11 protein-coding genes are annotated in these 14,163 nt (G+C 71.7%); all 11 read left to right on the top strand.

Features of this window, described 5'->3' with window-relative positions:
• Positions 1 to 215 precede the first annotated feature (215 nt).
• The 11 genes from ACZ4A5_RS09700 (at position 216) to ACZ4A5_RS09650 (ending at position 14,067) form a co-directional block, all read left to right on the top strand.
• Positions 216 to 1,502, top strand: a complete 1,287-nt coding sequence (locus ACZ4A5_RS09700) for a DUF6716 putative glycosyltransferase (RefSeq protein ID WP_467580715.1) — start codon at positions 216 to 218, stop codon at positions 1,500 to 1,502.
• Between the two features lie 125 nt (positions 1,503 to 1,627).
• Positions 1,628 to 3,202 carry a cytidylyltransferase domain-containing protein gene (locus tag ACZ4A5_RS09695; protein WP_467580486.1) on the top strand — a complete coding sequence of 525 codons (1,575 nt, stop codon included), beginning with the start codon at positions 1,628 to 1,630 and terminating at the stop codon, positions 3,200 to 3,202.
• Between the two features lie 38 nt (positions 3,203 to 3,240).
• On the top strand, positions 3,241 to 4,182 hold the full coding sequence (locus tag ACZ4A5_RS09690) for an N-acetylneuraminate synthase family protein (protein WP_467580483.1): 942 nt from the start codon (positions 3,241 to 3,243) through the stop codon (positions 4,180 to 4,182).
• A gap of 11 nt (positions 4,183 to 4,193) precedes the next feature.
• Positions 4,194 to 5,363, top strand: coding sequence for a hypothetical protein (locus ACZ4A5_RS09685; RefSeq protein ID WP_467580480.1), 1,170 nt, complete (start codon positions 4,194 to 4,196; stop codon positions 5,361 to 5,363).
• 113 nt (positions 5,364 to 5,476) lie between these two features.
• Positions 5,477 to 6,721 (top strand): amidohydrolase, encoded by a 1,245-nt coding sequence (locus ACZ4A5_RS09680; RefSeq protein ID WP_467580712.1) that lies wholly within the window; start codon positions 5,477 to 5,479, stop codon positions 6,719 to 6,721.
• Between the two features lie 245 nt (positions 6,722 to 6,966).
• On the top strand, positions 6,967 to 7,992 hold the full coding sequence (locus ACZ4A5_RS09675; RefSeq protein WP_467580478.1) for a BMP family lipoprotein: 1,026 nt from the start codon (positions 6,967 to 6,969) through the stop codon (positions 7,990 to 7,992).
• Positions 7,993 to 8,238: 246 nt separating this feature from the next.
• Positions 8,239 to 9,891, top strand: a complete 1,653-nt coding sequence (locus ACZ4A5_RS09670; RefSeq protein WP_467580709.1) for an ABC transporter ATP-binding protein — start codon at positions 8,239 to 8,241, stop codon at positions 9,889 to 9,891.
• Positions 9,888 to 11,003: an ABC transporter permease gene (locus tag ACZ4A5_RS09665; protein ID WP_398867984.1), complete on the top strand. Its 1,116-nt coding sequence runs from the start codon at positions 9,888 to 9,890 to the stop codon at positions 11,001 to 11,003. The genes ACZ4A5_RS09670 and ACZ4A5_RS09665 overlap by 4 nt, the downstream gene beginning before the upstream one ends.
• On the top strand, positions 11,000 to 12,286 hold the full coding sequence (locus ACZ4A5_RS09660) for an ABC transporter permease (protein WP_467580474.1): 1,287 nt from the start codon (positions 11,000 to 11,002) through the stop codon (positions 12,284 to 12,286). Before ACZ4A5_RS09665 ends, ACZ4A5_RS09660 begins: the two co-directional genes overlap by 4 nt.
• On the top strand, positions 12,283 to 12,678 hold the full coding sequence (locus ACZ4A5_RS09655) for a cytidine deaminase (RefSeq protein WP_398867982.1): 396 nt from the start codon (positions 12,283 to 12,285) through the stop codon (positions 12,676 to 12,678). Before ACZ4A5_RS09660 ends, ACZ4A5_RS09655 begins: the two co-directional genes overlap by 4 nt.
• A gap of 105 nt (positions 12,679 to 12,783) precedes the next feature.
• Entirely contained in the window at positions 12,784 to 14,067 is a 1,284-nt protein-coding gene (locus ACZ4A5_RS09650) for a thymidine phosphorylase (protein ID WP_398868271.1), read from the top strand.
• Positions 14,068 to 14,163: the final 96 nt, after the last annotated feature.

Genomic DNA, 14,163 nt, shown 5'->3' with positions numbered 1-14,163 from the left:
GCCCCCCGGCATTCGTCTTGTCCTGGGGCGGGCGCGAAGGTGAACGAAGCGCGGCGGAATGATGAACCCGCCGCGCGGCCAGGCCGATTCGCCGATCGTCGGTGTGCTGTTTACCGGTTGTTGCGCTGGCGTTGGGCAGCCAAACGGAATGGATTCCTATCGTCGGCGACGTGCCATCACGAGCTGCCTCTCCTCCGACCGCGCCGCGGATCGCCGTGCTCGCCGACTCCGACACCCGATGGAAGTGGGGTGCGCTCACCGCCCACCGCCTCGCTCCCGGCGCCCGGCTCGACGGCCTGCTGCTCAGGGGCCGCGCGACGCCCACGGTCCGCCAGCTCGCCGAGGTCGGGGTGCGCGCGGAGACGCTGCGCGAGGTGACGGCGGCGGAGTTCGTCCGCACGGCCGGCCGCGATCGGTACGACATCGTCGTGCTGGCCTGCGTCGGCGGCGCCGTCCAGGCCGCGCTGCACGGGCTGGCGCACGCCTGGGGGGCCGCGCCGGAGCGGCCGGTCGTCGTCACCGGCTATGTCGGCGTCGTCTACGAGAAGCTTGCCGACGGCCTGCTCCTGCGGCACGGCGCGGACATCGTCCTCGCCAACTCCCCGCAGGACGCCGCGCGTTTCCGCGCGGTGTACGAGGGCGTGGGGGCGCCCGCGGACAGTGTGACGGAATGGGCGCTGCCGTTCCTGGCGGACGGAAGTGACGGGAGGGCCGATCCCGAACCCCGGCCGTTCACCGTGGTGTTCGCCGCCCAGCCGTCCGTGCCGGAGAGCCGCGCGGACCGTGCGTATCTCCTGAACCGCGCGGCGCAGCACGCGCGGAAGCACCCGCGGCGCGACGTCCTCATCAAGCTCCGCAGCAAGCCCGGCGAGCACACCACGCACATCGAGGAACTCCCGTACCAGAAGCTGGCGAAGCGGGTCCCCGGCGGACTGCCGCCCAACTGCCGGCTCGTCTACGGCCACATGGGCGAGGTGCTCGACCGCACCGACCTCCTCGTCACCGTCAGCTCCACGGCCGCCCTGGAGTCGCTCCACCGGGGCGTGCCCACGGCCGTCCTCACCGACCTCGGCATCCGCGAGGCCCTCGGCAACCACCACTTCCTCGGGTCCGGCTGCCTCGCCTCCTGGGACCGGCTCGACGCCGGGCACCTCCCCGAGGCCGACGCGGACTGGGTCGCCCGCCAGGGCGTCGCCGCCGTCGGCCCGTACGCCCACGGCACCGTGCACGACGCGGCCCGGCGGCGCGTCGCCGCCCTCGTCGCCCGCTCCGCGCTCCCGCCGCTCGCCCCGTACTACACGGCCGCGACCGCCCCCGGCTACCTCCCCGCGGTCCTCGCCCGGCACGGCCTCGACCCCGAGGGCCGTCCCCTGCCCGGCACCGCCCGGCCGCCCGGCGAACCGAGCGCCCTGCGGCGGGCGGTGCGGGAAGCGGCGCGGGGCGCGTACCGCCACGGCGTGCAGCGCGTCGCGCCCGTCATCCGGAGGCTGGGGGAGCTGTGAGCGACGCCGCCCTCCCGGACGCCGGCCCGGACGCCGTGTCGCATGCCGTTTCGCGAGCTGCCCCGGAAGCCGCCTCGCAAGCCGCCTCGGCAGTCGCTTCGGCAGTCGCTTCGGAAGGAGCCGCCATGTCCGCAGCCCCGGACACCGTCCTGGCCGTCATCCCCGCCCGCGGGGGATCGAAGGGCGTCCCCGCCAAGAACCTCGCGCCCGTCGGCGGCGTCCCGCTCGTCGCCCGCGCGGTGCGCGCCTGCCGGGCGGCGCGCCTGGTCACCGACGTCGTGGTGTCCACGGACGACCCCGGCATCGCGGCGGTCGCGCGGGAGGCCGGGGCGGTGGTCGTCCCGCGGCCCGCCCGGATCGCGGGCGACACGGCGTCGAGCGAGACGGCGGTGCTGCACGCGATGGACGCGTACGAGGCGATGTACGGCCGGACGGTCGGCACCGTCCTGCTGGTGCAGTGCACCAGCCCCTTCATCACCGCGGCCGACATCGACGGCGTCGCGGCGGCGGTGGCCGGACAGGGCGCGGACACGGCCCTGACGGTGGCCCCGTTCCACGGCTTCGTCTGGCGCGAGGAGTCCGTTCCCCGGGCCCGCCCCTTCCCCCGGCAGGACTCCGGCGCTCAAGCGCCGGTCCAGGCCGGCGCGGTGGCCGGGGAACGCGGGGGCCGGGAGCCGGCCCCCGGACCTCAGGAGGCGCCCGGCCTCGGCCACGCCCCGGCCCGTCCGGCCGGTGAGGACACCGCGCCGCGGTGCGATCAGGCCGCCATGGGTCGGGCAGCGGAAGAAGCCCTCGGGCTCACCGACGGGCCCGGCGCCGGCCATGCGGCGGCCACCGGCAGCGGGGAGGCTTCCAGCGGAGGGGAGGCGCCCGGCAGCAGGGAGGCTTCCGGCAGTGTGGTGGCCTCCGGCGCCGGGGATACCCTCGCCAGTGGGGTGGCCTCCGGCCACGGGGAGGCCCCCGGCCACCCCGTCGGCGGACGCGGCGTCAACCACGACAAGGCGTACCGCCCCCGCCGTCAGGACCGCCCCCAGGACCTGCTGGAGACCGGTGCCGCCTACGCCATGCGCGCCGACCGCTTCCGAGCGGAGCGCCACCGCTTCTTCGGCCGCACCGAGCTTGTCCGCACCGACCCCGCGCGCGTGCTGGAGATCGACGATCCGCACGACCTCGCGCGGGCCCGCGCGCTCGCGCCCCTGCTGGACGCGCCCGCTGCGGGCGCGCTGCCCTCGCTGGAGGACGTCGACGCCGTCGTCATGGACTTCGACGGCACCCAGACCGACGACCGGGTGCTCATCGACGCGGACGGCCGCGAGCTCGTCGCCGTGCACCGCGGCGACGGCCTCGGCGTCGCCGCCCTGCGCCGCGCCGGGCTGGCCCTGCTGATCCTGTCCACCGAGGCCAACGCGGTCGTCGCCGCGCGCGGCCGCAAGCTCGACGTACCGGTGCTGCATGGCATCGACCGCAAGGACCTCGCGCTCAAGCAGTGGTGCGACGAGCGCGGCATCGCACCCGAGCGCGTGCTCTACGTCGGCAACGACGTCAACGACCTCCCCTGCTTCGGCCTCGTCGGCTGGCCCGTCGCCGTCGCGAGCGCCCACGACGCCGTACGCGGCGCCGCCCGCGCGGTGACCGCCGCACCCGGTGGCAGCGGAGCCCTCCGCGAGATCGCCTCCTGGCTCCTCGGCCCCACCCTCTGATCTCCCTGATGTCTCCGAGCCCTAAGGAACCTCCCCAGATGAGCCCCGCCCCGCGCACCCGCACCCTCGGCGGCAGGACCGCCGGACCCGGCCACCCCGTCTACATCACCGGCGAGATCGGCATCAACCACAACGGCGACCTCGACAACGCCTTCGCCCTCATCGACGCCGCCGCCGACGCCGGCTGCGACGCCGTGAAGTTCCAGAAGCGCACCCCCGAGATCTGCACCCCGCGCGACCAGTGGGACGTCGAACGCGACACGCCGTGGGGCCGGATGACCTACATCGACTACCGCCACCGGGTGGAGTTCGGCGAGGAGGAGTACCGCCGGATCGACGAGCACTGCCGGGAGCGCGGCATCGACTGGTTCGCCTCGCCCTGGGACACCGAGGCCGTCGCCTTCCTGGAGAAGTTCGACCTGCCGGCCCACAAGGTCGCCTCCGCCTCGCTCACCGACGACGAACTCCTGCGGGCCCTGCGCGCCACCGGCCGTACGGTCATCCTCTCCACCGGGATGTCCACCCCGAGGCAGATCCGGCACGCCGTGGAGGTGCTCGGCAGCGACAACATCCTGCTGTGCCACGCCACCTCGACCTATCCGGCCAAGGCCGCCGAGCTCAACCTCCGGGTCATCCACACCCTCCAGGCGGAGTACCCCAACGTGCCGATCGGCTACTCCGGCCACGAGACGGGCCTCCAGACGACACTGGCCGCCGTCGCGCTCGGCGCCACCTTCGTCGAGCGGCACATCACCCTCGACCGGGCGATGTGGGGTTCCGACCAGGCCGCGTCCGTCGAGCCCGGCGGCCTCCAGCGGCTCGTACGCGACATCCGCGTCGTGGAGGAGTCGCTGGGCGACGGGGTGAAGAAGGTCTACGAGAGCGAGCTGGGGCCGATGCGCAAGCTGCGCCGCGTCGCGGGCGTCGTCGCCCAGGGCGACGAGGAGCGGGCCGCCGACCGCGAACCCGCCACGGTCTGACGGGCCCCACGGTGACCGCGCCCGCCGGGCCGTCCGCCCGCACCCTCGCCTTCGTCGAGAGCCCGGTGCAGCTCCTCAACGTCCTCGAATGGGCGCATGTCACCGGCGGTCCGGCGCCGGACACCACCGTGCCCGGCCCCCGCGACGGGGAACGGCCGCTCCGCGACGGCATCCCGCGCCAGCCGAGGGACCGCGCCCCCGCCCCGCTCCGCCCGGCCGGTACCGGCCTCGTGGTCGTCGTCCTCGCCCCGCACGACCCCATGACGCGGGGTCAGCTGCGCCGCATGGCCGAGCTGGCGCGCGACCAGGGGCACGAAGTGCGCTGGGAGGAGGCGCGGGGCGGGGCGGGGGCACCGGTGCAGACCGTCGGTGGTCTCGCGGGGGCGCTGCGCAAGGCGCACCGGATCGTCATCGGGGATCCGTTCTCCCGCTATGTGCAGCTGCTGCTGACGATCACCCGGGCCCGGGAGCTGGTCGTGGTGGACGACGGGACCGCCACCCTGGAGTTCGTGGCCCAACTCGCCCGTGGGGAGCGCCTCGTGCGGTGGCACCGGCGCGGCAGTCGCGGGGCGCGTGACATCGCCTTCGCGCCGGTCTCCGCTTCCGCGCGCCGTCGGCTCACGCCGAACGACCGCCGGGCAGTAGAGGTGTTCACCTCGATGCCCGTCGAGCCGCCGCCCGGCGTGACCGTCACACACAACGACTTCGCCTGGACCCGCGCCACCTTCGGCCCGCCCCGCCTCACCCGTGGCACCGACCTCGTCGGCACCTCGCTCGTCGAGACCGGGGTCGTGCACCCGGACCGCTATCTGGATGCCGTCGCCGCGCTCACCCGCACCCACGGCGCCACCCGCTACTTCGCGCACCGCCGGGAGAGCGCCGACAAGCTGCGCCGCGTCGGCTCCCGGGCGGGCCTGGAGGTCGTACGCCCCGAGCTGCCGCTGGAGCTGATCGCGCGGCGGGGCCCCATCGGCCGCACGGTGCTCAGCTTCCCCTCGACCGTGGTGCACACCCTGCCGCTCGCGCTCGCCGGCACCGGCGTGACGGTCGCGGTCTGCGACATCGACCCCGTCTGGCTCACCGACAACGCCTCGCCCCGGGCTGAGGGATTCCTCTCCGAGGTGACGGACACCGCCCCTGATGTGCGCCGACTTCCGATCATGCCGCTGACGGCCCCCTGAGCCGTAATAATTGGTCATACCCTGCTCGCGACCCATCCATGCGGCTGAACTTTTCTAGATCTGGGGGCAGTTGCGGGGGTGAGGGCTTTACCCTTCACTGCGTGAACCATCTGATGCCTTTGGATGCCGAACCCGACGCCGTCGACGCCAAGCTGCCCGGTGCACTCCCGTCCGCGCTGCGCGCCGAACTCATCGCGTTCCGCCGCGACTTGCACATGCACCCGGAGCTCGGGAACCGCGAGTTCCGTACCACCGCGGCGGTCAAAGCGAGGCTGGAGAAGGCGGGACTCAAGCCCCGCACCCTCTCCACGGGCACCGGACTCTTCTGTGACATCGGGCGGGACGCCGTACGGGAGGCGGGCCGGCACACCACCACCGCCCGGGGCATGCTCGCGCTGCGCGCCGATCTGGACGCGCTGCCCATCCCGGACACCAAGACGGTGCCGTACCGCTCGACCGTCCCCAGAATGGCGCACGCCTGCGGCCACGACGTGCACACCACCGCCGTGCTCGGCGCCGGTCTCGTCCTCGCGGAGCTGGCCGCGCGGGGGGAACTGCCGCACCCGGTCCGGCTGATCTTCCAGCCCGCCGAGGAGGTGCTGCCCGGCGGCGCCCTCGACGCCATCGAGTGCGGCGCGCTGGACGGCGTGGGCCGGATCATCGCGGTGCACTGCGACCCCAAGGTCGAGGTCGGGCGCATCGGCCTGCGGCAGGGCGCGATCACCTCGGCGTGCGACCGGCTGGAGGTCTCGCTGGACGGCCCCGGTGGCCACACCGCGCGGCCGCACTTCACCACCGACCTGGTGACCGCCGTGGCCCGGGTGGCCACCGACGTCCCCGCGGTCCTCGCGCGCCGGGCCGACGCCCGCTCGGGCCTCTCCCTCACCTGGGGGCGGATGGAGACCGGGCACGCCCCCAACGTCATCCCGCAGCACGGCGAGCTCTCCGGCACGGTCCGCTGCCTGGACCTGCACGCCTGGCGGGACGCGCCGGACCTGGTGCACGCCGCGATCGACGAGGTCGCCACGCTGCACCGCGCGAAGTCGGAGATCAACTACGTCCGGGGGGTGCCCCCGGTCATCAATGACCCGGAGGTCACCGAACTCCTGCGGCGCGCCATGATGGCGCGCCGCGGTCCGTCCTCGGTCGAGGACACCGAGCAGAGCCTGGGCGGCGAGGACTTCTCCTGGTATCTGGAGCACGTGCCCGGCGCGATGGCCCGGCTCGGAGTCCGGTCGGTGGGCGATAACACCCGACGTGACCTGCATCGCGGTGATTTCGACGTGGATGAGGGATCCATCCAGGCCGGAGTGGAGCTCTTCACGGCCGCCGCGCTGCTGGACGGCCTGCATCCTTAAATGATCGATCAATTGGAGGATCGCCCAAAGCGGCCTTAGGGGCTTCCCGGCCGCATTAGGGGCGTTCGCCGGGCGTTTCAGGCTCATTTCCCGGGTGTTCCTGATCAATCAGCGGGCAATCCGGTCAAGAAGCGTTCGCATCGGTCCGATAACGGCTTTCAAGCACCCCTTTTATCTCCATCTACGCGCGTTACGATGCCCGCGAACCAGCGCCGACGGAGGCGCTTCGAGTGAAGGGGCCCTTCGTGCGTCGGGTATCCACAATCGCTGTCGCCGGTGTTACCACCGCGGCACTCGCATTCACTCTCACCGCCTGTGGTGAGTCCTCCACCGAATCCGGTGGGGGGAAGGGCAAGGGAGTGGGGCTTGCCTTCGACGTCGGCGGTCGTGACGACCACTCCTTCAACGAGTCCGCGGCCCGTGGCCTGGACAAAGCTATGAAGGACCTCAAGGTCAACGGCAAGATGATGACCGCCAAGAACGGCGAGACCGAGGCGGAGCGCGAGCAGCGCCTCAGCTCGCTCGCCGACGCGGGCTACAACCCGGTCATCGGCGTCGGCTTCAACTACTCGCAGTCGATCGAGAAGGTCGCCAAGGACTTCCCCAAGACCTCCTTCGCGGTCGTCGACTCGGTCGTCCCCGGCGACAACGTCGAGAGCATCACCTTCGGCGAGCAGGAGGGCTCCTACCTGGCCGGCGTCGCCGCCGCGCTGAAGAGCAAGACCAAGAAGGTCGGCTTCATCGGCGCCACGCAGAACGCGCTGATCCAGAAGTTCCAGGCCGGCTACGAGCAGGGCGCCAAGAGCGTCGACTCCAAGATCGACGTCCGCTCGGACTACCTGTCGGCCACCGACAAGGGCTTCAACGACCCGGCCTCCGCCAAGGAGAAGGCCAAGGGCATGCTGGAGCAGGGCTACGACGTGATCTACACGGCGGCGGGCCTGTCCGGCAACGGCTCCATCGAGGCCGTCTCCGAGCAGAAGGGCGCCTGGGCGATCGGCGTCGACTCCGACCAGTACCAGCAGCCCGGTCTCGCGAAGTACAAGAACTCCATCCTCACCTCCGTCGTGAAGAACGTCGACGTGGCGGTCTACGACTTCATCAAGAGCGTCCAGGACGGCAAGCCGATCACCGGTGAGCGCAAGTACCTGCTGAAGGACAACGGCGTGTCGCTGTCCACCTCGGGCGGCTTCATCGACGACATCAAGTCGAAGATCGAGGAAGCCAAGAAGGAGATCGTGGACGGCAAGGTCACGGTCAAGACCAGCTGAACTCGTGACCCGAGGGACCGGCGCGAACCGGTCCCGGCAGGTCACGGGCCCGGCGGTGGGGAAGGTCTCCCCGCCGCCGGGCCTCCCTGTGCATTCCGTCGGCCGACGGTATGCCTCTGGCCAACGCTACGCGCGTAGCTATCCGTTGACGCGTGTAGCGTCGGCAGCCGCCCTCCCCCGGAGCCCGCCCGATCCCCGCACGGCCGGCCCGGTTCCTCCCGCTCCCTTCCCCGAGGAGAGTGCGCCATCAAAGCGTCCAGCAGTACCGCCCCCGCAGTAGAACTCGCGGGCATCACCAAGCGGTTCCCCGGCGTCGTGGCCAACCACGACATCCACCTCACGGTCCGCCGCGGCACCGTCCACGCCCTGTGCGGCGAGAACGGCGCCGGCAAGTCGACCCTGATGAAGATCCTCTACGGCATGCAGAAGCCGGACGAGGGCACCATCACCCTCGACGGCGAGCAGGTCTCCCTGCACAGCCCGGCCGACGCCATCGCGCGCGGCATCGGCATGGTGCACCAGCACTTCATGCTCGCCGACAACCTCACCGTGCTGGAGAACGTCGTCCTCGGCGCCGAGAAGCTGCACGGCATCGGCGGCAAGGCCAAGGCGAGGATCAAGGAGATCTCCGACGCCTACGGGCTCGGCGTCCGCCCGGACGTCCTCGTCGAGGACCTCGGTGTGGCCGACCGCCAGCGCGTGGAGATCCTCAAGGTCCTCTACCGCGGCGCCCGTACGCTGATCCTCGACGAGCCCACCGCCGTCCTCGTGCCGCAGGAGGTCGACGCGCTCTTCGACAACCTCCGCGAGCTCAAGGCGGAGGGCCTGACGGTCATCTTCATCTCGCACAAGCTCGGCGAGGTGCTCTCCGTCGCCGACGACATCACCGTGATCCGCCGCGGCACCACCGTCGGCACGGCGGTGCCGAGCGAGACCACGCCCAAGCAGCTGGCCGAGCTGATGGTCGGTGAGGAACTGCCCTCGCCCGAGACCCGCGAGTCCACCGTCACGGACACGCCGATGCTCACCGTCGAGGGGCTGCGCCTGTCGGCCACCGACCCCGACGGTGCCGTGCGCGCCGTGCTCGACGGCATCTCCTTCACCATCCACAAGGGCGAGGTCCTCGGCATCGCGGGCGTGGAGGGCAACGGGCAGGCCGAACTGGTCGAGGCCGTCATGGGCATGCGCGACCCCGACGGCGGCACCGTCACGCTCGACGGCTCCGACATCAGCCACGCGCCCACGCGCAAGCGGCGCGAGGACGGCATCGGCTACATCCCCGAGGACCGCCACCGGCACGGCCTGCTGCTGGAAGCGCCGCTGTGGGAGAACCGCATCCTCGGGCACGTCACCGAGAAGCCCAACAGCAAGGGCGCGCTCCTCGACCTCAAGGCCGCCCGCGCCGACACCGAGCGCATCGTCCGCGAGTTCGACGTGCGCACCCCCGGCATCGAGGTCACCGCGGCCTCGCTGTCCGGCGGCAACCAGCAGAAGCTGATCGTCGGCCGCGAGATGAGCCACCTGCCCAAGCTGCTCATCGCCGCGCACCCCACCCGGGGCGTGGACGTCGGCGCGCAGGCGCAGATCTGGGACCAGATCCGCGAGGCGCGCCGCGAGGGCCTGGCGGTGCTGCTGATCTCCGCCGACCTGGACGAGCTGATCGGGCTCTCCGACACCCTGCGGGTGATGTTCCGCGGCCGCCTGGTCGCCGACGCCGACCCCGCGAGCATCACGCCCGAGGAACTCGGTTCCGCGATGACGGGCGCCGCCTCCGGCCACCTCGAACACGAGGAGGGCGCCGAGGAGACCGCCGAGGCCCCGGCGGCACAGGAAGAGACACAGGACGACGACGCGTCGGCGGACGCGCGCGAGGAAGAGGAAGGGGGCGACGGCAAGTGAGCATCACCAAGAAGGCCGACAGGGACAAGATCGTCCTGGGCCTCGCCGCGCCGGTGCTGGCCATCGTCGCGGCCGTGGCCATCACGTCCGTGATCATCGGGGCGACCGGCAAGGACCCCTTCCACGCCTATCAGGTGATGGCCGACTACGGGTCGAAGAGCGACTCGCAGGTCTGGATCATCAACAAGGCGGTCCCGTACTACCTGTCCGCGCTGGCCGTCGCCATCGGCTTCCGGATGAACCTCTTCAACATCGGTGTGGACGGCCAGTACCGCATCGCGGCGTTCTTCGCCGCGGTCGTCGGCGGCGCCATGACGATGCCGGGCTTCGTGCAGATCCCCGTGATCATCATCGTGGCGATGATCGTGGGCGCGCTCTGGGCCGGCATCGCCGGTCTGCTGAAGGTGACCCGCGGCGTCAGCGAGGTGATCAGCACGATCATGCTCAACGCGATCGCGGGCTCGGTCATCGCGTACTTCCTCCAGGACGGGCGGCTCGCCAAGAAGGAGGGCAACCTGATCCACACGTCCTATCTGCCGGACTCCGCCCACTTCTTCGAGTTCCCGACCCAGCCCAAGCCGGTCTACGGCTTCGTGGTCATCGCGGCCCTCGCGGGCGTCGCCTACTGGTTCGTGCTCAGCCGCACGCGCTTCGGCTACGACCTGCGCACCGTCGGCCAGTCCGAGACCGCGGCCCAGGCCAGCGGCGTCAACGTCAAGCGCATGGTGATCACTTCGATGGTGATCTCCGGCGCCGCCGCGGGCCTCGTCGGCATGCCGACCCTGCTCGGCGTCTCGTACAACTACGGCACCGACTTCCCCGTCGGCATCGGCTTCACCGGCATCGCCATCGCGCTCCTCGGCCGCAACCACCCCATCGGCATGGCCCTCGCCGCCCTCCTGTGGGGCTTCCTCGACCGCACCAGCACCCAGCTGGAGTTCGAGGGATACGCGCAGGAGATCGTCGGTGTGGTCCAGGGCGTCATCGTCCTGTGCGTCGTCATCGCCTACGAGGTCGTCCGCCGGTACGGCCTGAAGACCCAGCAGCGGAAGGTCGGCGAGGAGCTCGCCGCCCAGGCCCGCAAGAACGACAAGGCGGAGGTGTCCGCGTGAGCACGACCCTCACCGATGCCGTCAGCAACGCGCTGAGCGGCAAGAACAAGCCCGGCGGCCGGAGGATCACCACCCCCGTCGTCCTGCTGGGCATCGCGGCGGCACTGCTGCTGCTCTCCGCGCTGCGCGCGGTCACCAGCGCCGGTGACCTGACCTCCTCCGGCCAGTTCAGCGGCGCGCTCGCCGCGGCCGTGCCGATCGGCCTCGCCGGTCTCGGCGGCCTGTGGGCCGAGCGCTCGGGCGTCGTCAACATCGGCCTCGAAGGCATGATGATGCTCGGCACCTTCTGCGCGGGCTGGATGGGCTGGCAGCACGGCCCCTGGATCGCCGCGCTCGCCGGCGTCCTCGGCGGTGCGCTCGGCGGCCTCGTGCACGCCGTCGCGACCGTCACCTTCGGCGCCGACCACATCATCTCCGGTGTCGCCATCAACATCCTGGCGCTCGGCGTCACGCAGTACCTCGCCAAGATCACCTTCGGTGCGGAGGGCAGCGCCGCCCAGCTGGCGGGCGGCAACGACAAGCAGTCGCCGGTCATGCCCAACATGCCCAACTTCTCCATCCCGGGCCTGTCCGACTGGCTGAACAGCGTCGAGAAGCACCACTGGTTCTTCGTCTCGGACCTCGCTGGGGTGATCGACGGCCTGGTCACCGATGTGTCCTGGCTGACGATCGTCGCCGCGCTGCTCTTCGTCGGCACCTTCTTCGTGCTGTGGCGCTCGGCCTTCGGCCTGCGCCTGCGCTCCTGCGGTGAGAGCCCGGTCGCGGCCGAGTCCCTCGGCGTCAACGTCTACACGTACAAGTACGTGGCCGTGATCGTCTCCGGTGCCCTCGCCGGCCTCGGCGGCGCGTTCCTCGCCATCGGCACGCACATGTACTCCGACGGCCAGACCGGCGGCCGCGGCTACATCGGTCTCGCCACCATGATCTCCGGCAACTGGCGGCCGGGCGGCATCGCGATGAGCGCGGGCCTCTTCGGCTTCATGGACAGCCTCCAGCTGCGCTCCGGCGGCTCGACCGTCCACGCGCTGCTGCTGCTCCTCGCCGTGCTGCTGGCCGGCCTCGCCGCCTGGCGCTTCAAGGCGGGCAAGCGCCAGGTCGCGATCGTCTCCGGCGCCCTCGCCGCCGCGCTGGTCCTGTGGTACGTGCTCACCAAGACCGTGCCGGGCGAGTTCGTCGACGCCACCCCGTACGTCGCGACGCTGCTCGTGCTGTCCTTCTCGGCGCAGCGCCTGCGGATGCCCAAGGCGAACGGCAAGCCGTACCGGAAGGGGCAGGGCAAGTGAGTGCTTCCGCCGACTGGGAGTACCTGCGGACGCGGGCCCGGGACGCCATGTCCCGGGCCTACGCCCCGTACTCCGGCTTCCCCGTGGGCGCCGCGGCGCTCGTGGACGACGGCCGCACCGTCACCGGCTGCAACGTGGAGAACGCCGCCTACGGTGTCGCCCTGTGCGCCGAATGCGGGCTGATCTCCGACCTGTTCTCCTCCGGCGGCGGACGGCTGGTGGCCTTCACCTGTTGCGACCGCAAGGGCAATGTGCTCATGCCGTGCGGCCGCTGCCGCCAGCTGCTGTGGGAGCACGGCGGTCCGGAACTGGCGGTGGACACCACCACCGGCGTCCGCCCGCTGTCCGACCTGCTGCCCGACGCGTTTGGCCCTGCTGACCTGGATCGCTGAATATGTCCTTAAGCGCCGCACCGCGTATGACTGCTCATACGCGGTGCGGGTCACTTTCCGGCATCGCGACCGGGAAGCCTGAGGACGCACGAACTTAAGGAAAATCTGCTGATGGACGCCATTTCCGTAATCCGCACCAAGCGCGACCGCGGTCGTCTCACGGACGAGCAGATCGACTGGATCATCGACGCGTACACCCGCGGCGAGGTCGCCGACGAGCAGATGTCCTCGCTCGCCATGGCCATCCTGCTCAACGGCATGGACCGGGCCGAGATCGCCCGCTGGACCGCCGCGATGATCAAGTCCGGTGAGCGGATGGACTTCTCCTCGCTCCCGATGCCGACCTCCGACAAGCACTCCACCGGCGGCGTCGGCGACAAGATCACCCTGCCGCTGGCCCCGCTCGTCGCGGCCTGCGGCGCGGCCGTCCCGCAGCTCTCCGGCCGCGGCCTCGGGCACACCGGCGGCACGCTCGACAAGCTGGAGTCCATCCCCGGCTGGCGCGCCCTGCTCTCGAACGACGAGATGATGAAGGTCCTGCGGGACGTCGGCTCCGTCATCTGCGCCGCAGGCGACGGCCTGGCCCCGGCCGACAAGAAGCTCTACGCGCTGCGCGACGTGACCGGCACGGTCGAGGCGATCCCGCTGATCGCCTCCTCCATCATGTCGAAGAAGATCGCCGAGGGCACGGGCTCGCTCGTCCTCGACGTCAAGGTCGGCTCCGGCGCCTTCATGAAGAACATCGAGGACGCGCGCGAGCTCGCCTCCACGATGGTCGGCCTGGGCACGGACCACGGTGTGAAGACCGTCGCCCTGCTCACCGACATGTCGACCCCGCTCGGCCTGACCGCGGGCAACGCCCTCGAGGTCCGCGAGTCCGTCGAGGTCCTGGCGGGCGGCGGCCCGGCCGACGTCGTCGAGCTGACGCTCGCGCTGGCGCGCGAGATGCTCACCGCGGCGGGCCTGCCGGACGCCGACCCGGCCAAGGCGCTCAAGGACGGCTCCGCCATGGACCACTGGCGCCGCATGATCCAGGCGCAGGGCGGCGACCCGGACGCGGCCCTGCCGGTCGCGCGCGAGCAGCACGTCGTCACGGCCACCTCCTCCGGCGTCCTCACCGGCCTCGACGCCTACGCCGTCGGCGTCGCCGCCTGGCGCCTGGGCGCGGGCCGCGCGCGCAAGGAGGACGCGGTCCAGGCCGGCGCGGGCGTCGAGCTGCACGCCAAGCCGGGCGACGAGGTCAAGGAGGGCCAGCCGCTGATGACTCTCCACACCGACACCCCGGAGAAGTTCGCGTACGCGCTCCAGTCCCTGGAGGGCGGCGTCGAGATCGCCGCCGCGGGCACGGCCTTCACGCCGAACCCGATCGTCCTGGACCGCATCGCGTAAGCGGTCCGGCACACGCGCACCGGGGGGGGGGGGGGGGGGTTTTGTGTGCGTGCCAAAAAGGGGGGACTGGGGAAACAGTGTTTTTGTTTGCCGCGG

The sequence above is a fragment of the Streptomyces sp. NPDC025618 genome, from assembly GCF_055558795.1.
This window is presented reverse-complemented; position numbering and strand designations above follow the sequence as displayed.